The sequence below is a fragment of the Soonwooa sp. genome (assembly GCF_030151385.1).
GTDB lineage: Bacteria > Bacteroidota > Bacteroidia > Flavobacteriales > Weeksellaceae > Soonwooa.
Genome location: NZ_JASLDS010000006.1, coordinates 1 through 19,383 on the forward strand (window position 1 = coordinate 1; position 19,383 = coordinate 19,383).

Here is a 19,383-nt window from a genome sequence, read left to right on the forward strand (position 1 = left end):
TGTTTAGTGTTTAGTGTTTAGTGTTTAGTGTTTAGTGTTTAGCAAAAATAATTCATAATTCATAATTCATAATTCATAATTCATAATTCATAATTCATAATTCATAATTCATAATTCATAATTCATAATTCATAATTCATAATTCATAATTCATAATTCATAATTCATAATTCATAATTCATAATTCTAAAATCGTAATTCTGAAAAAAAAACTTCAATTTTCTCTCTCGCTTAAAATCCTTACTTTTGCACCGTAAAATTTAACACATGGTTTCAGTACAAGGTTTAGGGCTTCATCATTCTGGTAATTATCTTTTTAGAGATGTGAATTTCACCATCAAAAAAGATGATAAAGTCGGTTTGGTAGGTAAAAATGGAGCGGGAAAATCTACACTTCTTAAAATACTTTCTAAGGAAATAACTTTCTTCGAAGGAAATGTTGTCACAGAAGGTAATATCACAATTGGTTTTCTAAAGCAAGATTTAGATTTTGTAAAAGGTAGAACTGTTTGGAACGAAACCATGCAAGCTTTTGAGCAAATTAATGCTTGGAAAGACGAATTAGAAGAGGTTAATCATCAATTAGCAACCAGAACAGATTACGAAAGTGATGCTTACTCTGACCTTATTCAGAAAATGACAGAGCTTAACGATTTGTTGATGAATCATGATGCCTATAATCTTGAAGGCGATGTGGAGAAGGTTTTGTTTGGACTTGGTTTCAAAGCAGATGATTTTCATAAAATCACTGACGAGTTCTCTGGTGGATGGAGAATGCGTATCGAATTGGCGAAGCTTTTACTTCAGAAAAATGATTTGATGCTTCTGGATGAGCCGACCAACCACTTGGATATGGAATCCATTATTTGGTTAGAAAACTTCTTGAAAGATTATAACGGTGCCATCGTTTTGGTAAGTCATGATAAGCAGTTTATGACCGCCGTTTGTAACAGAACTTTTGATGTTAACAACAAAAAAGTGGACGATTACAAAGCCAACTATTCCAAATATTTGGTAATGCGTGAAGAACGTCGCGAGAAGTTGGCACAAGCTAAGAAAAACCAAGATGCGGAAATCAAACAGATGGAAGACAACATCAACAAGTTCCGTGCAAGTGCGACCAAAGCTTCTTTTGCGCAATCTTTGATTAAAAAATTAGATAAAATCGAACGTATCGAAATCGACAACGAGGACGTTTCTAAATTCAATATTCGATTTGTACAATCTGTTGTTCCTGGGAAAGTTGTTTTCGAAGCCGATAAACTTGGAAAAGCTTACGGGCAAAAACAGATTTTTGATGATGTCGATTTCTTTATACAACGTGGTGATCGTATCGCTTTGTTGGGGCAAAATGGTCAAGGAAAAACGACTTTAGCTAAAATTTTGGCTGGCGAAATTAAAGACCATTCCGGAAATTGGACTTTGGGACACAATGTCAACATTGGTTATTTTGCTCAAAATCAGGAAGAGGTTTTAACACCAGACAAAACGGTTCTTCAAGAAGCAGAAGATTCTGCAACCGAAGAAACGAGACCTAGAGTTCGTGACCTTTTAGGATCTTTCTTGTTCCAAGGTGAAGATGTTACCAAAAAGACGAAAGTCCTTTCTGGAGGAGAAAGAAACCGTCTAGCACTTTGTAAGTTGTTGTTACGTCCTTTCAACACGTTGATTATGGACGAACCTACCAACCACTTGGATATTCAGTCTAAAGAAATTATCAAATTGGCGCTTCAAAAGTTTGAAGGAACCTTGATCGTTATTTCTCACGACCGTGAATTCCTGCAAGGTCTTTGTGATAAAATCTTTGAATTCCGTGATGGAAAAATGAAAGAATTCTTAGGAAACATCGACGAATATCTGGAGTTCCGTCAAAAAGAAAGCATCCGTGAAATCTCTGCCGAAAAAGCTAAGCTTCATGGTGAGGAAGTTAAAGTGGAACAAGCTAAAAAAGAAGAAAAACCTGTTGAAAAGGAAGCTTCAACTAATTCTGGTTTTGTAAGCAAAGAGCAAAAAGCTGTTTTAAACAAGATTAAAAAAGTGGAAGAAAAAATTTCGGAGCTTGAAACCAAGGTTTCGGAATTCGAAGCGCAGTTTACGAAAGATAATCCATCGGACGAAACTTTAGAACAATACAACAAGACAAAAGAAGAACTTGATCTTGCCTTGCAAGAATGGGAGTTTTTGTCAGAACAAACTTCGTAAATACTAAATCCTCCAATTGCGGAGGATTTTTTTTTGCATTTAATATTATTTTTAAAAATTTAAAAACCCGAAAGCCGTTTTCAAAAAAGACTTTTAATAAAACTAGAATTTCAAAATCAAGATAAATCCGTATTTTTGGTATTTAATACAATATTCAATGAAATTCTTAAAATACTCTTTTGTTGCTTTGGCGGTTAGCAGCTTGGCTTTTGCACAGAATCAAAAATTCACGATGGCAGAAGCGGTTAACGGAATGCGAAGCAATCTTGCTCCCAAAAGCATTTCTCAATTTTCTTGGTCAGATGATGGACAATCTTATATTCAGTCTGTTAAAAATGCTTACTTAACAACCGATGTTAAAAGCAAAAAACAAGACACCTTGATTTCACTTTTTCAACTAAATCAAAATCTTGGCACGGACAAATTAAAATCGTTTCCAAAAATTAATTTCGTTGGCAAAGACAAAGCTTATTTCGTCAATAATAATCAGTTGGTTTGGTTGACAAAATCCGGAAAAAACTGGACTGCAAACAACCGAATTTCGGTACCTGACAATAACGAAAACCTACAACTTTTAGGAGATAATAAGAATTTCGTTTTTACTAAAGCCAACAACCTTTACATCAACAAAGATGGTAAAGAAATAGCAATTACCAATGATGACAACAAAGACATCATCAATGGACAATCCGTTCACAGAAACGAATTCGGAATCAAAGGTGGTATTTTCGCAGCGCCAAATTCTGAGATGATTGCTTTCTACAGAATGGACCAAAGTATGGTAAACGACTATCCTGTTATCGATTGGTCGGTAACGCCTGCTGTTAACACGAACATCAAATATCCGATGGCTGGACAAAAGTCGCACGAGGTAACAATGGGCGTTTACGATGTTAAAACCAACAAAACGCATTTTCTTAATATAGATGGCGACAAAGAGCAATACTTAACGGCGGTGTCATGGAGTCCAGATTCCAAATATATTTTTATTGCGGTGCTTAACCGTGGTCAAAATCACATGAAGTTCAACCAATACGATGCTGTAACAGGTAATTTGGTAAAGACACTTTTTGAAGAAACCAACGACAAATATGTAGAACCTCAAAATCCAATCGTTTTCTTACCAAATTCTAACACCGATTTCATTTGGCAAAGTCAAAGAACAGGTTTCAACCATTTGTTCCATTATAATCTGGACAAAGGTTTGGTAGGACAATTGACTAACGGCGATTGGTTGGTGACCGAAATTCTTGGATTTAACGAAAAACAAAAAGACATTTATTTTATTTCCACCAAAGAAACTGCGCTAGAGAGACATCTTTATCGTGTTAACTGGCAAACTCAAAAAATGGAAAGACTAGACAAAGCTGAGGGAATGCACCAAGGTATTTTGTCAAAAGATGGCTCTAAACTTTACGATGTGTACGCCAACGCAACTACGCCGCGTGTTGCCAACATCATCTACACTAACAATCTGAAATCCGAAAACATTTTAACCTCTGAAAATCCGCTTAAAAACTACAAGCGTCCTGAGATTAAAAATGTAACCTTAAAAGCCGACGACGGCACTGACCTTTACGGAAAAATCATTCTTCCAACAGACTTCGACCCTAACAAAAAATATCCGACAATTGTCTATTTGTACAATGGTCCACACTTACAGTTGATTTCCAACTCCTTCCCTGCTTCGGGCAATCTTTGGTACGAATATATGGCGCAAAACGGCTACATTATTTTCACGATGGATGGCCGCGGATCGTCTAACAGAGGTGTCAAATTCGAGCAAGCTGTTTTCAGAAACTTGGGCGATACCGAAATGAACGACCAATTAAAAGGCGTTGCTTATCTAAAATCTCTACCTTACGTTGATGCTCAAAATATGGGAATCCACGGCTGGAGTTTTGGTGGTTTTATGACGACTTCCTTTATGTTGAAGCATCCAGAAGTCTTCAAAGCTGCCGTTGCTGGAGGTCCCGTTATCGACTGGAATATGTACGAAATCATGTACACCGAACGCTATATGGACACGCCACAAGAAAACCCACAAGGTTATGCTAAAGCCAATCTTTTGGACAAAGTACAGAACCTAAAAGGCAATCTTTTGATGATTCACGGTGCGCAGGACGATGTTGTGGTTTGGCAACATTCCATCAAGTTCCTCAAGGCTGCTGTTGACAATGGCGTGCAGTTGGATTATTTCGTGTATCCAGGGCATCAGCACAATGTCATCGGCAAAGACCGCGTCCATTTGATGCAAAAAGTGACCGATTATTTTGATCAACATCTAAAAAAATAAAACAAAAATCCGTTCTTCAATTTTGGAGAGCGGATTTTTTATTTGGGCGGCATCTCGGGCTATTCAGGGGTTCCGTCTTCAGAAGCTCGAACTTTTCCATCGCACTTCTTCAGACCGCTCGCTGCGCTCGCGCCCTTACTATCCCGGCCTCAGATCGTGGATAATTAGGTAATTATCAGCTTTTAGATTTAGACCTTTTCAATTTGCGATATTCCCAAGGAGCAATGGCGTTTTTATCCTGCCATAATCCAAGCTTATTCATTTCTGCATTGTTCTGCAAATCACCCAAGCTTTGGTCTTTAGAATATTGATAATACCACCATCCATAACCAGCTTTTATAAGTTCTGCGGATAGATATTTTTTGTCATAGTACACTTTTGCAACACTTCTGCCGTAACGGTCCTTCGTCGTTTCAATAAAGGTAATTTGTTTTCCAAAAACCTCATCAGAGGTAAATTGCTTCGCATTTTTTCCAAATGCTTGTCCACTTTCAGGACAATCTACTTCTGCTAATCTTAAAGTGAGCTGAATGTTTCCTTCCAAAAGTACCACAATTGTATCGCCATCTTTTATCCCAACTACTTTTGCCGTGGTTTGGCTAAAACAAAAATTGTACACTAAAAATAAAAAGATACTAAAGAAATGTTTTGGAGAGGTCATGTAGTTTGTATTGGGATTAGAAATTTTAGTTTTTTTGAAAATAAAAGTGATGATATTAATACATCAACATTTATTTCACCTCTCATGTTGATGACAATAGCCATTTTTGTTTCTTGTTTTATGCTTGCATCGAGTACCTTTTTGCGTCATACCTTTGCATTGGACAGAAGCACCAGTGCCTTTCGCCTCGTTTGATTTGATGCCTAACGAAGAAGATGACGAAAAACCTAATGCTCGAGAATTGGAATTTGGCTTGCATTGTTTACAAGCTTCAAGTCCCATTTCTATTGCCCGTGAAATGGATAAAGCATTGGACACATTCTTTACATAACGACATTGAGACGTGTGATATTTCCCGCCGCTTGGCGTTTTGTACACCGTTTGAGAAGAAATACTTTCTGAAAATATAACGAGTGAAAATAGTAGAATTCGCGCAAAGATTTTCATGAAGTTTTTGTAAAATCAAAAATTGTGGATGATTTATTCTTTAATTAGTCCGCTAAAATAGTGAATCTTCATCTTCATCCAAAAAGTTAAGTTCATCGCTGCGTTGTTCATAATCTGCTGAAATTCCTGCTGGATTAAAAAGTCCCCACGTATCGGTGATAAAATGTTTCTGATTGAAATTTGAAACCCATTCTATAAATAGTAAACGAAATTCCTCAATAAGGTCTCGTACCAACTGGTAGTATTTAACATCTTCGAAGTCAAACATTTTTAAAGAATGATAAGAAACCATTAAATCGCGTGCTGCTTTCCTAATTATCGCGGCATTCTCCATTTTTATATCATAGATTTTTACAGCAAAAGCACCTCTCAATTTTGATTGAATCACCATTGCATCTTCCAATAATTGAAACTTAAGAACCATAAGATGTTCATTTTCTTCTGGAATTAAATCGGTAATGGTTTTCACCGTTTTGAAAATCTCTTCTGATTTTTGGTAAATCGCTTGTTCTATTTGAGTTGGCATTGGTTTGTTTTAATTTTTTGAAGATAGATAATCTTGGTGTAAACTACATATTTTTTTTAGGAGACTTTAAAACTATGATTACATGAATTATTTAATCAAAAAAATGACATCCGAAGATGTCATTTTAGCTTTATAAATTCTCTTTAAAGAAAGGAATTATTTTTTCCAATGCCTCGGCGACTGGTTTTGGCTGATCATACAAATCGTAATGACTTGCGCCAGATACAACCTGTAGAGTTTTCTTAGTCGATCCTGCTTTTCTGAATAGTTCGAAGCCATCTCTGTGCGATCCAAATGCACCTGCTTTATCTCCAATCACGATATATAAAGGTTGTGTCAAGAGATGTTCAGCCAAATTAAAGGCATCAAATCCGAATGCTGGCTCCAATCCACTGAACAATAATTTGTTGGGAGAATTAGGATGTTGACCACGTTTCGTTGTATAATAATCGACTGCTTCAACAATATCAATATCGGTGATTCCTGTTTTTGCCAAAGCCTCTTTGTCGACAGGGATATAAGAGGTTAGGAAAGGCTCTGCACCATTCGCTTCAGCTGTGCGTTGTGCTGCAATTGCTTCCAAAGCTTTGATGGCTGCATCGGGTGTTAAATCCCCTTCGCGCAGAATTCTGCCATAATTAGCGGCAACAACGGTTGCAATTGCTTTATAACGTCTTTCGGTCATCGCGGCGCTTACTGCATAACCACCACCACCACAAACGCCCAATACACCAATACGGTTATTGTCCACATAAGGAAGTGTTGTTAGATAATCTGCTGCATAACGGAAATCGTCTATACGAGCTGCTGGATCTTCCAAAAATCTTGGTTCGCCGCCGCTTTCGCCTTGGAATGAAGCGTCAAAAGCTAAGGTAATAAAACCTGCTTCGGCTAAGGCCTTTCCATAAATATTTCCAGCAGTTTGTTCTTTACAACTGCTAATAGGATGCGCACAAACTATTGCAGGATATGTTTTTGAGTCATCAAAGTCATTAGGGAATTGAAGAATTGCTGCCGATTCCCAGTTTCTGTTTTTAAATTTAACTGATTTCATAATTCTGTACTTTTAATTAATGATGCAAAATTACATCGGTACAGGCGGCAGTGGTTTGAACGATTTACCTTTAGTATTTCACAATTTACTGATTCCTAAAAATACTGGGTGTAATACCTGCTTCTTTCTTGAAGAACCGCGTGAAATAAGAGTTTGATTCGAAGCCTAAACTATAACCAATTTCACTGATAGAAAGCTCCGTTTGACGAAGTTTGTTTTTTGCCAATTGCAAAACATGCTGATTGATATGCTCTTGTGGCGATGCACCTGTAAATTGTTTGATTAGGTCTCCAAAATAGTTAGTGGATAAGTTGGCTTTCTCCGCAAAGTAATGAACACTTGTCAATTGAGGTTCCTTTTGCAGATCGTAGTAATTATCGAGGTTCTCATAAAAATCCGCAACGACTTTATTGTAAATGTTTTCGCGTGTTTCGAATTGTCTTTTGTAAAAAGAATTGATATAACTAAGGATCAGGCTGGCATATGAAACCAAAATTTCCTGTGAAAAGGTCGCTTGGTTATACAGTTCATAAGATTTTTTGAACAAATCCATCAGTTGGGTTTCTTCGTCTTTGGTTAGAAATAAACCTTCATGATTTTTGTAATGAAGAAAAGAATAATCCTTTGCAAAACGCTTAAACAAAGTCGCATCAAGTAAAATATGATAACCAGTGAAAGGATTTTCAATATTCCAGCCGAGGAAGTTTTGGGGTTGGTCAAAATAAATAAAAGAATCCGCCATATCGTATTGTGTCTGTCCAAAATCTTTTTTTTTATCGTAGCCACTTTTAATTGCTAATAAATAAAAGTCGATTTTTATAGGTTCAGATTGCTGCAAGATTCTATTATCCGCCTCATATTTAGTGAAGTGAATATGTTTGCTCTTAGGCTTTTTCAAATTGAGGTAAGCAAGAAAATCGGGTATGTTATAGATTTTGTCCACTTTTTTTTTCAAAAATACAAGATTTCCTAAATTGAGGAATTGATAGTATTACCGAAATAATGTCAATTTTCACCGAAAAGTTATTTCCTCTTTTTCAAAATTGCCTTTATTTCGTCAGTAATTTCAAAAAGTTTTCCGTGGTAATTATTTCCGAGCAAAATAATCGTCGTTTTTTCTTTGACATCAGAAACTAAAAGTGCTTCATAGCTTCCTGCACGACCATCGTGCGAATGTTGGATTAGTTTTCCATTTTCATATTTTGCTTCGCCTAAAGCCGATTGCGTATCTTCTTTATCGAAATGTTGTCCAAGGACAAACACAGATTTTTGATTGACGATTTTGTTATTTTGAAGACACTTTTCCCAATTAAATAAATCGGTTGTTGTAACATAAGTTCCACCAGTGATGGGAGGTTCCGGCTTGTCAGCAATTCCATCTTTGTTGAAGCCTTTTGCAATTTTATTTTCGGTGTTAATTGGTGTCATTATCGCAGTTTCCATTTTACAAGGTTTGAAAATGAATTTTTCTGCGTAGGTTTTAAAATTAAGTCCTGTAATTTTTTCAACGATAAACTGTCTCAAAAAGAAATTACTATTGCTGTAGTCGTATTGCGTTCCTGCTTTAAAATCCAGTTTTTCAATATTCTTTAAACCATCAAAAATATCTTGGTCATTCTTTATCATTTTAAAATTTGGACTCGGTAAACCGCTGGTATATTGCAAAAGGTTTTTGATGCTTACCTCATTTGCCCAAGCTGGAAAATCTTGTAAAAATTTAGAAATTTTATCATTGATATTTAGTTTACCTTTTTCCTGTAATTGCATTAAGGCAACAGCGCTAAACTCCTTCGTAATCGAACCTATGTGAAATCTGTCGTCCGTATTCAGCTTTTTGGATTTAGTAACATCTGTAAAACCAAATGCCGAATTATAAATGATTTTGTTATTCTTTGCAACCAAAACATTTCCGTTGAAAAATCCTTTGTTGAAAGCATTTTGCATCAACGAGTCGATTTGCTTTACTTGCTTGGATTGCGCAGAAACTGAATAACTAACAATGCTAAGTACAAAACTGAAAAGTATTTTTAAAGCTAATTTCACGTGACTAATTTTAGAATTAGTAATTTAAAATTGCGTTGCGTTACATGTTTCAATTTAAAAAAAATTACTCAAACATCCCCGATTTTTCCAAAAGCGCATAAAATTTTCTTCCGTTATTGGAAATTTGATAGGTGATTGCGTTTTGATTTGTATATTCTTGTTTATCCAAAAGTCCGTAACCTACAAAATCTAAACACAGAACCTCGTACAGAAATCCATTGTCAGCAAAATTATCTTCTGGACGAACACCACGATTGAATTGTCCATAATTATCATAGAAAAGCTTCAAATAATTTTCGGTTGGAGGATTTTGATTGGCAGCAATTATCTCTGGTGTTTGGGTTTTAGGTGTTTTTTTGCCAAGGATATGACTAAGTTCTCCAAAAGTATAATGTCCAACTTCTTCGTCGATGTAAGGGTTTGTGTTTTCCTCTTTTTTCTTTCTAAAAAATAAAAACCAAACAAACCAGTAGATACAAGCTACTGTCACAAAATAATAAATCGGCAAACAGAAATTAAGGAAATCTACCGTATAATTGTAAACTTGAGCCACCGAAACATTGATGAATTTTGCCCAAATTGTTGCAATAGTAAAGATAATTCCCGCCGAAATTACTTTGCTCCAAACGGGATCTTTCCAAGTGTCTTTCATGTTTTTCATTGGTGTGTGGCTTCTATTTAATGTCTTTTAAAAGCAATACGAATTTACTAAAATCAAAGCTTTCCGAACTGGGTTCTCATAAAAATTCTAAACCCATCTTAGAAATTATATAAATACACAACAAAAATCCACTTGCATCAACAAGCCCCAAACATCCTCTACTTCCCTTGTTCCAAATTAATCATGTACCAATTAACCTGATAAGGATAGCGCTCGTATGGCGAATCACCTTCGTTAAAGGTCAATTTATTATCAAAATTAGACTTTGCAATTTTAGCATTTTCGATGTAAGCTTTGTGGTCTTTATCAATTTTAAAATTACTTAAAGCTTTGTAATACTGGGCATCCGAAAAGTTTGGATAAAGTTTCAGCGATTTATCAAAAGCCAGAATCGCTTTTTGGTAGTCTCTTTTTTCATAGAAAATAATGCCCGTATAAAAATAACAAAGCGGCGAAACATAATCTTCTCCCGCTTGTTTTATGCTTTTCTCAATTTCGCTTTGCATCAAGGTTAAAGCCCTGTCATATTGGTTTAGTTGCAGATAACATAAGGCTTTGTAAAAATCATAAGAATGATCATTCTGAATGCCATCGCCAAATTCCATTGTCGCTGCATCCAAATCTCTGAGCGCCGCGCGATAATTTTTAGCAAATATACATTGCAAAAAACCTCTTCTTCCCAGAAACTCTTTGCGATTGTATTTCACCGCTTTATTATAACTTTCCAGCGCCAACTCGTACTTTCCCGTTTTCCACAAAGGTAAAGCCTTATGATGCCAAAAAATCGCAACAGTCGAATCTTCCTTTATACCATTGTTAATGCAATCTTCCCAGCCTTGATCAAGATAATGGAAATTATACGCACACTTTTTTGTGTACTTCTCAATCAGCAAATCTTTATTTGCTTCTTGTGCAAAATTATTTATGAAAACGCTAACAAAAACAAGCAGTAAAACTCTTATCATTTACAAAATCATATTGTTAATTCAAAAATAATAGAAATTTGCAAATCCCGAATAAAAAATTTTACTTCCACCAAGTTGCAGCTTCAGTTTTTTTAGCATGCACAGATTCTGGGTCAGTTCTATCAGCAAGATTCAATGCATAAGATTTCCATCCCTTACTTGCGTATTTTGTATTTGGCGAAAACTCACCAGCACCTATGTCCAAATCGCCACTCTCCGGAATCCTATAATCACCCCAATTACACTTTTTGCTAAGATTAGTTCGGTAACTCGTCCATGTGCCCCTAAAAGTATTATTACTAAAACCGTCTGTCATATAGAGATACGCGTCATAGCTCATCTTCTTTTTAGAATCCAAGATATAGCCAACCATCATTTCGCCCTGTATCAAACCAGTCGAACTCTGTTTTTTGTCCTCATACAATTTCAACTCACACGTAGCTGTCCCGCCAATATAATCTGGAAACTCCCTGCTCTTCTCGAGATCAGCTTTTTTAATAGTCAAAGTCCCTTGGAAAAGCCTTATCGTTTCTCTAACTTTAGTTTTGCCAGTTACAGTGTACTCATATTTATTCTTTTCACTTTTAACAACCGATGAAAAATGAATAAAAAATCTCTGAAAATCATCACCAATAAAGCCAATAGGTTCTGCTCTTTTTTGCAAGCCTTCACCTTCAATATTAATCATCTTCGCCATCAACACTACCGAAATATCATAATTTTTAATCTCATTGTAAAAATTATTATCATCAGTTTGCTGTGCAAAACTCTTTCCAAAAAGCATTAGTAGTAGAACTACAAGAATATGTTTCGATGCAGGCATTTATATTAACAATTTATTATTTTGTTATCTGTTCAAAAACCTAAAAATACCAAATTCAAGAAAAATAGCCAAGCTTGTTTTAATTATTATTTGGGCGGCATTTCGGGCTATTCAGGGGTTCCGTCTTCAGAAGCCTCAACTTTCCCAAGCTTTTCTTCAGACCGCTCGCTGCGCTCGCGCCCTTACTATCCCGGCCGCAGATACAGCGCAATAAAATATATTCCTCATCAAAAGGAAAATTCCCACCAATATTCTAAACCAAAAAACTCAACCCCAAAGCCGCCAAATATAATCCCAATCCATAAATAAAATGCGTTTGCAAACTTCTTAGTCGTGACAAATTAGGATTCGGAGTTTTGGAAGCGGCGATACCAAATCCAAAAGCAGGTTGCATCAAAAACCAAGGCGCAATCGTGGTGGCAAGACCAATTGCGATGCAAGGCAAAAAAGTAGGATTCTTAACCCAATCAATTCCGCAGATTAATAGCAACAAAAACGCAAACGAAATTCCAATTGCATAATGCGAAATCCAACCAATTGCGCGTTCGCCTTTTATTTTTTCGGATTGAAGAATGTTTTGATGTGCAAAAATTCCATTTTTAAAATTCCCAATCCAACGACCAACAATGGCAAAATCCAAAGATTGAATATTGAAAACTCGTTTAATGAAAACCGCATACAAATCCATGAAGATTGTTGCGCCAACTCCGATAATGATGGAATACATCAGCATTTGAAACAAATTATCCGTATCAAAAACCATTTAAGCCAAAGAATTCAAAGTTTCCAAAAGTTCGGTTTCCGAGATAACGCCAGTTTTTCGCCAGATTTCGATGTTGTTTTTCAAAACCACAAATGTTGGAATCGAACGAATCCCAAATTTGTTAGCAATTTCAGAATCTGCATCCACATCAATTTGCTTGATATTCAACCAAAAGTAATTGCGCTCCTGAATTCTGTTAATCACAGGCATCATCATTCTGCACGGCTGACACCATTCTGCATAAAACTGCATTAACACTAAGTTTTCTTCGTTTTGTGTTTTCATATTTTCCTGATTCATAATACTAAGATTTAATATTGCAAATCTATTTTGAGTTAAGGGATTATTCCCGACACAAATCCTTGGAAAAGTTGCACAAATCAAAGATTTTGATAATTATCATTTTTGAATAATTAACTCAAAGGCGCAAAATTTTTATTTAAAAGAATGTGAATTAAGACGCAAGAAAATCAAAGATTTTCAACGTACTTAGTACTTAATGGAAATTTATCGCAGATAAATCTTGCGCCTTAAAAACGCTTTTAATGTACATAAAACTGCGCCTTTGCGATAAAAACAGTAGTCTATTAGTTGCAGATATTTATTAAGATTCTATTTTTCTAAAAATTTAAGAACGAAATCGAGTCTGTCATTAACACTCATTTTTGGCACTTCAATCGGCGAATAACCAAATTCAATATACGTTTGCTTCATCATTTCGTGCGTGTGCAAAACCTCCTCCCAGCTTTGTTTTCGTTCAGAATCCGTTGTATAAATTTCTTTCCAAGGTGGTAAAATAAATACATTTTGGTAAGGACTCTCTCGAACGATTTTAAAATACTCTTCATCAATTTTCAAATGCTCCATTTTCATATAACAAATACTGTCGAGATGACCTCTATCAAAGAAAACTGGACTTTTTACATCATTTTTTTTCTGTTCAGAATAACTTTTCAAAGCGGCTTCCAACATCAGGCTGGCGTATTTTTGTTTATTTTGCCAAGGCAAGGCGTCACCGCCAACTTGAATTTGTTCTTTAATAATGCGTCGTGCATCCTCAGGAACGATTTTGAAACCATGATGGCTCAAAGCTTCTATCAAACTTGTTTTTCCAACGCTTGGTCCACCAGTCAGGACAAAAAATTGATTGGATTTTGATGTGAATTGTCGATTTTGTTTGTTCATATTTTTAAGAAAATTGAGGTTGGTTTTGTTCATGGGAAAAATAAATATTAAATTTCAGAGGTTTAGTTGCTTGTACAATGATTTTAGAAAAATTGCTAAAAGAATTCGAGGTGGATGCCAACGCGTTTACGGCGAAGGAATCGGAATTATTTGATACTTATTTCGAGAAAATAAAAGTCAAAAGAAATGAATTTTTGGTTCAGGAAGGCGAATTAGAGCGCTATAGTTATTTTATCTACGAAGGAATTGCGCGCTGCTGGACGTTGAATCAAAAAGGCGAAGAACAGACTTTTTGGTTCTGCAAAGAAGGCAATTTTTCGATGTCAAATATAGCATTTGTTTTGAAAACAAAATCCGATTTTAACGTTCAAGTTTTGGTCGACAGCCTTGTTTTTCGGATTGATAGAACACAAGTTGAGCAACTTTACAAGGCAATTCCGAAGCTAAAAGATGTCTTGGATAACTTAACTGCAATTCTTCTAAACAAAGTCTTAAAAAGAAATATCGACCTCATAAAATACACACCAGAACAGCATTACCTGAAAATGATTCAAGATTACGGAAGCGCAATCAACTATATTCCGCTGAAAGATATTGCCTCTTATTTGGGAATTACGCCGCAAGCTTTGAGCCGAATTCGGAAGCGTATTTTTTAACTTAAGTTCAGCGTTTTATCAATGAAATTAGAGATTTTTGTCATACAAAATTTGAGTTATGATTAGGAAGATTGAAGCCAAAGATTATCAGGATTTAATACCGATTTGGGAAAGTGCTGTTCGCAATACCCACGATTTTTTGAAGGAAGAAGATTTCAACTTTTATAAGGAGCAAATTCCGATGTATTTTGATCATGTCAATCTATTTGGCTTTGAAGAAAACGGAAAATTAATTGGTTTTATGGGCATTGCAGAAGATAACCTCGAAATGCTTTTCATTCACAATGACGCTCGTGGAAAAGGAATTGGCAAGCAATTGTTAAACTATGGAATCGCAAATTGCGATGTTAAAAAAGTGGATGTTAACGAGCAAAATGCACAAGCTGTCGGGTTTTATGAATACATGGGATTTCAGGTTTTGAATCGTTCCGAACTCGATGGACAAGGAAAAGCTTATCCAATTTTGCACATGGGATTATAAGGTTTTGATGAAAGTTTAAATATAATTTTTCTTCAACAAAGCAAAAATCTCTGCATCTACAAAACGTTCTTTTTCAAAGAAATAATCGCGCAAAATTCCTTCGGATTGAAGTTTTACTTTTTCCAAAAGTTTCCTTGAAGAAATATTCTCAGGGTCGATGAAAGCTTCAATGCGATGGAGTTGTAAAGTTTCAAAACCGAAATTCAAAATACAAGCAATCGCTTCCGTCATCAATCCTTTTTGCCAAAAATCAGGATGTAATTCGTAGCCGATTTCCGCACGGAAATTCGGTGGTGAAAAATTATGAAAACCGCAAGTGCCAATCAGTTTTTCGGGATTGTTTTTAAGACAAATTGCCCAACGAATCGTGTCTTTCTTTTGCCAACGCTCTTGCCAAGTTTTTATTAAATCATCGGCTTCTTCAACGCTTGTAAAAGTGTACAAATCGTAGTAAATCGTCACTTCATCTTTCGAAAAATAAGAAAACAAAGCCTCGGCATCGCTCACTTTTAATTCTCTTAAAACTAAGCGTTCGGTGGTTAAAATCGGAAAAGTTTCAATATTAATCATTTTTATCAATGTTTATGATTTTTACGAAACTGTAAGGGCGTCAGTCCTGTTTGTTTTTTGAAGAATCGATTAAAATACGAATCGTCCGTAAAATTCAACTCCGAAGCAATCATCGAAACCGTGTCATTGGTCTGTAACAAACGCGATTTTGCCTCTTGTAACAATTGTTTTTGGATAAAATGACTCGCTGGCAAACCCGAAACTTCCTTCACCAAATCGTTGAGGTGATTGGGATGCACATGCAACAAATCGGCGTAATCGCTCACCTGCCTTTTTTCAATAAAATATTGATTCACCAGCAATTGAAACTGCGATGCCAACTGGTCTTTTCGGGACAAAGAAAAGTTTTCGTGAGCCGCTTTTTTGTTGTAAATTCTTTCAGCTTCCAATAAAATTACATTCAAAAACATTCGCGTTAGCAAATCGTCATTGAAAGTGGTTTTCTGACATTTTTCGCTATTTAATTTCCAAAAAAGATGCGTCATCATGCCTGTTTCACGCTCGGAAAGCTCTATAAAAGGCTCTTTGTCCAAATCAAAAAATGGAAATTGATTCAACTTGATTTGATGTTTAATGCAAAGCAAAAAATAGTCCGCATCGAACATGCAGTAAATACCCTTCACATCGTCGCTCCAACGTTCCACCGCATGAATTTGATTTTCGCCAACAAAGTACATAGTTTGCGGTCCGAACTTATATTTTCGATGTCCGATACTTTCCTCAATTTGTCCTTCCGTCAACAAAACAATGCTGTAAAACTTACGTCGAGTTTGCTTCCCTGCCGTGTCTTTTTGCTGTTTTTTGAGGTCTTCAAGTGTTGCGATTTCCAAAAATCCACTTCCATGTTCGTACGAAATCGCATTGCATTCTACGCAAAAACTTTCAGGTGCATCGTGCAAATAAAAGTCCTTGAAATCCTGCTCGTTACGTAATTCTTTAATGTCGGATTTTTTCATTTGAAGTTGATTTTTGGGTTCTCAATACAATTCTCAAATTACATTTTAGTTCTGAACAAGCTCCAACAACAAGTCGCTGTAGGAAGATTTTTCAACTTGATTTAATTCAATTTTGAAATAATCATAATAAAAATCGCATTGCTTTTTCAGTTCTTCGGTGCTGAATTCTTCGTTTTCGTCTATGGCTTCAACTTCGATAAAAGTTCCCAGATTTTCCACTTTATCAAAATGAAATCTCACATTTTCGATGCCATAAATTTTTCTTTTTTTGTCGATAATCACTTTCACACCAAATTGATGCTCCAAGATTTTTCTCAAAGATTCATCCTTTTTGTGCTCGTAAAGCAGAATATCAGATTTCTTACTTCCCAAAACATCTTCCCTGCTGTAATCAATCAGTTTACTGTTCTTTCCATCGATTTCACGAAGTTTCAAACGACCTTCCGGAACATTAAAATAGGTGTCAACTTGATGGTCGGTTCCATAATCAATCGGGTTTAATTTTAAAAGCAAATCCTCGTATTTCTCGAGTGAATCTACCTTTGCTTTAAATTCAAAATTCTTTATTTTCATATTATTTTTCGTCGTTTTTTTGTTTTAAATACATGAGTTTTATTTTGAAATTTAAAAACTCAACTCAGGTCGATTGTAAATTTATTGTGGCTTAAATTAAAACCCAAATTCTCATAAATAGCGACGTTTTCAATTCTTTTTTTGTTGGTTGTTACTTCGATGCTCTTCAAATTATTTTGATGAGAATATTCTTTGATTTTATCAATCAGTTGTCTGCCAACGCCTTTTCCACGGCAATTTTTATCGATATAAAATTCCTGAATTTCACCCACCAAACCACAATGATGCAACAAATTTTGAACATGAAAACTGATGAATCCAACTTTTTCGCCCTTCAATTCTGCCGTTAAATAAAGATAATTTGGATTTTTGATATTTTCTATGAGAATTTCTCTAAAAGTTTCCTTGTCAAAAATTTCATTTTCGAGGTCGCACATCGAGTGATAAATAAAGTCGAAATCGTCAATCGTGGTTTTGTGAATATGCAGTTCTGAAGTGTTCATTTTGAAATTTTTTACAAGTTAGTGAACCTCTTGTCAATTTCTATTGTGTTTAAGTGATATTGAATATTTGATTTAAATTGTAACTGAAAAATATCATCGCAAAGGCGCAATATTTCTACATTTTTCAGTGTAATGTTAAGGCGCAAAAAATCAAAGATTTTAATTTGGACGTCAAAAATTTATCGAAGATAAATCTTGCGCCTTAAAATAGTTTTTATTGTTCATGAAATCGCACCTTTGCGTTAAAAAAGCTATCCACAAATGTTTTAAAGTAATGTCTTAAACATCAAATTTTGTGGACCTTTTTTGCCTTCATAAATATTTCCAGAATCCGAATAACCCGTTTTTAAATACAATTCGTATGCATTTTTATTGCGAATATTGACGCCAAAGACGATTTCGTTAGCTCTGGGAAAATGCGTTTTCACCCAATCTGGAAGCTGAAGCATAACAGATTTTGCAATTCCTTTTCCTTGAAATGCAGGATTTATTGACAAAGAACGCAACAAAACAGCATCTTTATTCGATGAATAGGTCAATCGCTCGTCCGAAAAATCCAAAGTAAAAAATCCAACCACTTTTCCATCAAACAAAATGCAATGATGAAAATGCTGATTGGTCATCATTTTCGGGTCGGTCAAAACTTGAGCAGGAATTCTTGAAAATTCCGCTTGTTCTTCGTCCAAATCGTACGCCATTAAATCGTTGAAATACAGAGGTTCGTAGGCAATTATTGTTGTCATTTAATTATTTTTTGTCCATTCCATCACTACATCTTTTTCGCCCGTTTCTTCATCCAAGGCTTCTTCAATCGTTTTGAAATCGTGTTTTTTGTAAAACTGAAAAGCTTGCAAATTTTTCTCGTAAACATTTAAAGTCAGCGAATTGTATTTCGATTTAATAAAATTCAACAATTGCGTACCAGCGCCTTTCGACTGATGTTTTGGTGAAATAAATAAGGCTGCAATATGATTTTCGAGCATCGAAACAAAACCTAAAATTTCATGGCTATCATTTTCCGAAATCCATGTTTTACTTGCTGGCAAATAGACGTTTTTCATTTCATCCACTTTGCTCGACCAGTATTCAGTTGTGATAAAGTCGTGCGCCTTGATGGATGCGTCCAACCAAATGCTTGTTAGTTCGTCAAAATCCTTTGTTGAGGCTTGAATAATTCTCATAAATCTTTGGTCATTTCAAATTGGTTGATGTCGTTTTTTAAACCTTGATTTTCAAAGAATAATTTTAAACTTCCTCCCGTTTCATCAACATTATTAATTTGCATTTTTTCGCCGGCAATCTGGTTTTGAACTTCTTTTAAAAGCTGTTTTCCAATTCCTATTCTTCTGAAATTAGGCGAAATCGCAATTTGATAAACTCGCTTGTTGGTTGGATTAAAGAAAATATAGCCCACCAATTTATCCTTTACAAAAGCACCAAAAGCAGTTGGTTTTGCAGTATTCATGCTTTCGTTAGCGCTTTGCCAACTTGGCGAAATATCCCAAAACTCTTGCAACTCCTCCCAATTAATATCGTTTAGAACTTTGATTTCTGCAAAATTAGAATGCGCTTTCACATCTAAAATTCCGCTGAAACACAATAGTTTTCTATTGATTTTAAAACCATTTTTCTCGTAAGCTCGAATGGCAGGATGATTGTTTTCGATAACTTCTAAAACGAGTTGATTGGCGTTATTTTCAACAAAAAAATCTTGAATAAAATCGTACATTTCGCCGACCAAAGCTTTCCCACGATGCTCGGGAAGTACGCCCGTTCCAGCGTTGTACACTTTGGTTTTACCATTTTCATTTCGAACGCCGTGCATGATAAATGCAATCATTTTATCATCCTCAAAAACACCGATTGACCAATCCAAGAGAATATTTTCGGAAGCAATTTTAGCTTGTAACAGCGCTTCATTAAGCTGAAAAGGCACGATATAATCGGCGAAAGCTGCATTTATAGCGTTCAATAAATTGGGTGTATCGAGTGATGTTAATCGACGAATGTTCATTTTT

At 35.5% G+C, this 19,383-nt stretch carries 24 protein-coding genes; 5 read left to right on the plus strand and 19 right to left on the minus strand.

The window, feature by feature from the left end; genetic code table 11:
* The first annotated feature begins 267 nt into the window (after positions 1–267).
* Positions 268–2,202 carry an ABC-F family ATP-binding cassette domain-containing protein gene (locus Q1V95_RS00605; protein ID WP_300669076.1) on the plus strand — a complete coding sequence of 645 codons (1,935 nt, stop codon included), beginning with the start codon at positions 268–270 and terminating at the stop codon, positions 2,200–2,202.
* A 157-nt stretch (positions 2,203–2,359) separates the two neighbouring features.
* Positions 2,360–4,498 carry a DPP IV N-terminal domain-containing protein gene (locus Q1V95_RS00610; RefSeq protein WP_300669078.1) on the plus strand — a complete coding sequence of 713 codons (2,139 nt, stop codon included), beginning with the start codon at positions 2,360–2,362 and terminating at the stop codon, positions 4,496–4,498.
* Positions 4,499–4,673: 175 nt separating this feature from the next.
* Here Q1V95_RS00610 and Q1V95_RS00615 read toward each other — a convergent pair whose 3' ends face one another.
* Both Q1V95_RS00615 and Q1V95_RS16255 read right to left on the minus strand, forming a co-directional pair.
* On the minus strand, positions 4,674–5,159 hold the full coding sequence (locus Q1V95_RS00615) for a thermonuclease family protein (protein ID WP_300669080.1): 486 nt from the start codon (positions 5,157–5,159) through the stop codon (positions 4,674–4,676).
* A 75-nt stretch (positions 5,160–5,234) separates the two neighbouring features.
* A complete protein-coding gene (locus Q1V95_RS16255) occupies positions 5,235–5,309 on the minus strand; it encodes a hypothetical protein (protein WP_366143260.1) in 75 nt (24 codons plus the stop codon).
* A gap of 4 nt (positions 5,310–5,313) precedes the next feature.
* Between Q1V95_RS16255 and Q1V95_RS00620 the strand changes: the two genes are divergently transcribed.
* Positions 5,314–5,490 (plus strand): hypothetical protein, encoded by a 177-nt coding sequence (locus Q1V95_RS00620; RefSeq protein ID WP_300669082.1) that lies wholly within the window; start codon positions 5,314–5,316, stop codon positions 5,488–5,490.
* Positions 5,491–5,658: 168 nt separating this feature from the next.
* Here Q1V95_RS00620 and Q1V95_RS00625 read toward each other — a convergent pair whose 3' ends face one another.
* From Q1V95_RS00625 to Q1V95_RS00670, 10 genes are all read right to left on the minus strand, one after another.
* On the minus strand, positions 5,659–6,132 hold the full coding sequence (locus Q1V95_RS00625; RefSeq protein ID WP_300669084.1) for a hypothetical protein: 474 nt from the start codon (positions 6,130–6,132) through the stop codon (positions 5,659–5,661).
* Between the two features lie 130 nt (positions 6,133–6,262).
* On the minus strand, positions 6,263–7,186 hold the full coding sequence (locus Q1V95_RS00630; protein ID WP_300669092.1) for an alpha/beta hydrolase: 924 nt from the start codon (positions 7,184–7,186) through the stop codon (positions 6,263–6,265).
* 85 nt (positions 7,187–7,271) lie between these two features.
* Positions 7,272–8,129 carry a helix-turn-helix domain-containing protein gene (locus Q1V95_RS00635; protein ID WP_300669096.1) on the minus strand — a complete coding sequence of 286 codons (858 nt, stop codon included), beginning with the start codon at positions 8,127–8,129 and terminating at the stop codon, positions 7,272–7,274.
* An 80-nt stretch (positions 8,130–8,209) separates the two neighbouring features.
* The gene (locus Q1V95_RS00640) at positions 8,210–9,229 is read right to left on the minus strand and encodes a serine hydrolase domain-containing protein (RefSeq protein WP_300669099.1); all 1,020 of its coding nucleotides are present in this window, start codon (positions 9,227–9,229) and stop codon (positions 8,210–8,212) included.
* A 64-nt stretch (positions 9,230–9,293) separates the two neighbouring features.
* Positions 9,294–9,881 carry a hypothetical protein gene (locus Q1V95_RS00645; RefSeq protein WP_300669101.1) on the minus strand — a complete coding sequence of 196 codons (588 nt, stop codon included), beginning with the start codon at positions 9,879–9,881 and terminating at the stop codon, positions 9,294–9,296.
* Positions 9,882–10,048: 167 nt separating this feature from the next.
* Positions 10,049–10,855, minus strand: coding sequence for a tetratricopeptide repeat protein (locus Q1V95_RS00650; protein WP_300669104.1), 807 nt, complete (start codon positions 10,853–10,855; stop codon positions 10,049–10,051).
* 61 nt (positions 10,856–10,916) lie between these two features.
* Positions 10,917–11,678 carry a hypothetical protein gene (locus Q1V95_RS00655; RefSeq protein WP_300669106.1) on the minus strand — a complete coding sequence of 254 codons (762 nt, stop codon included), beginning with the start codon at positions 11,676–11,678 and terminating at the stop codon, positions 10,917–10,919.
* Positions 11,679–11,931: 253 nt separating this feature from the next.
* Positions 11,932–12,405, minus strand: a complete 474-nt coding sequence (locus tag Q1V95_RS00660; RefSeq protein ID WP_300669108.1) for a DUF2938 domain-containing protein — start codon at positions 12,403–12,405, stop codon at positions 11,932–11,934.
* A 36-nt stretch (positions 12,406–12,441) separates the two neighbouring features.
* Entirely contained in the window at positions 12,442–12,741 is a 300-nt protein-coding gene (locus Q1V95_RS00665) for a thioredoxin family protein (protein WP_300669110.1), read from the minus strand.
* 312 nt (positions 12,742–13,053) lie between these two features.
* The gene (locus Q1V95_RS00670) at positions 13,054–13,626 is read right to left on the minus strand and encodes an AAA family ATPase (protein ID WP_300669113.1); all 573 of its coding nucleotides are present in this window, start codon (positions 13,624–13,626) and stop codon (positions 13,054–13,056) included.
* A 77-nt stretch (positions 13,627–13,703) separates the two neighbouring features.
* Here Q1V95_RS00670 and Q1V95_RS00675 point away from each other — a divergent pair, with 77 nt between their 5' ends.
* Positions 13,704–14,282 (plus strand): Crp/Fnr family transcriptional regulator, encoded by a 579-nt coding sequence (locus tag Q1V95_RS00675; protein ID WP_300669115.1) that lies wholly within the window; start codon positions 13,704–13,706, stop codon positions 14,280–14,282.
* 58 nt (positions 14,283–14,340) lie between these two features.
* The gene (locus tag Q1V95_RS00680) at positions 14,341–14,763 is read left to right on the plus strand and encodes a GNAT family N-acetyltransferase (protein WP_300669118.1); all 423 of its coding nucleotides are present in this window, start codon (positions 14,341–14,343) and stop codon (positions 14,761–14,763) included.
* A gap of 15 nt (positions 14,764–14,778) precedes the next feature.
* On the opposite strand, the gene Q1V95_RS00685 is transcribed toward Q1V95_RS00680, so the two are convergent.
* The 7 genes from Q1V95_RS00685 to Q1V95_RS00715 all read right to left on the minus strand — a co-directional run bounded on the left by Q1V95_RS00685 (position 14,779) and on the right by Q1V95_RS00715 (position 19,379).
* Positions 14,779–15,333, minus strand: coding sequence for a GNAT family protein (locus Q1V95_RS00685; protein WP_300669121.1), 555 nt, complete (start codon positions 15,331–15,333; stop codon positions 14,779–14,781).
* Positions 15,334–15,338: 5 nt separating this feature from the next.
* Positions 15,339–16,289 (minus strand): helix-turn-helix domain-containing protein, encoded by a 951-nt coding sequence (locus Q1V95_RS00690; RefSeq protein WP_300669124.1) that lies wholly within the window; start codon positions 16,287–16,289, stop codon positions 15,339–15,341.
* Between the two features lie 45 nt (positions 16,290–16,334).
* Entirely contained in the window at positions 16,335–16,862 is a 528-nt protein-coding gene (locus Q1V95_RS00695) for a class IV adenylate cyclase (RefSeq protein WP_300669126.1), read from the minus strand.
* A 59-nt stretch (positions 16,863–16,921) separates the two neighbouring features.
* On the minus strand, positions 16,922–17,365 hold the full coding sequence (locus Q1V95_RS00700) for a GNAT family N-acetyltransferase (RefSeq protein WP_300669129.1): 444 nt from the start codon (positions 17,363–17,365) through the stop codon (positions 16,922–16,924).
* A gap of 266 nt (positions 17,366–17,631) precedes the next feature.
* Positions 17,632–18,108, minus strand: coding sequence for a GNAT family N-acetyltransferase (locus Q1V95_RS00705; protein ID WP_300669131.1), 477 nt, complete (start codon positions 18,106–18,108; stop codon positions 17,632–17,634).
* Positions 18,109–18,546 carry an N-acetyltransferase gene (locus Q1V95_RS00710; protein ID WP_300669133.1) on the minus strand — a complete coding sequence of 146 codons (438 nt, stop codon included), beginning with the start codon at positions 18,544–18,546 and terminating at the stop codon, positions 18,109–18,111.
* The gene (locus tag Q1V95_RS00715; RefSeq protein ID WP_300669136.1) at positions 18,543–19,379 is read right to left on the minus strand and encodes a GNAT family N-acetyltransferase; all 837 of its coding nucleotides are present in this window, start codon (positions 19,377–19,379) and stop codon (positions 18,543–18,545) included. Before Q1V95_RS00715 ends, Q1V95_RS00710 begins: the two co-directional genes overlap by 4 nt.
* Positions 19,380–19,383: the final 4 nt, after the last annotated feature.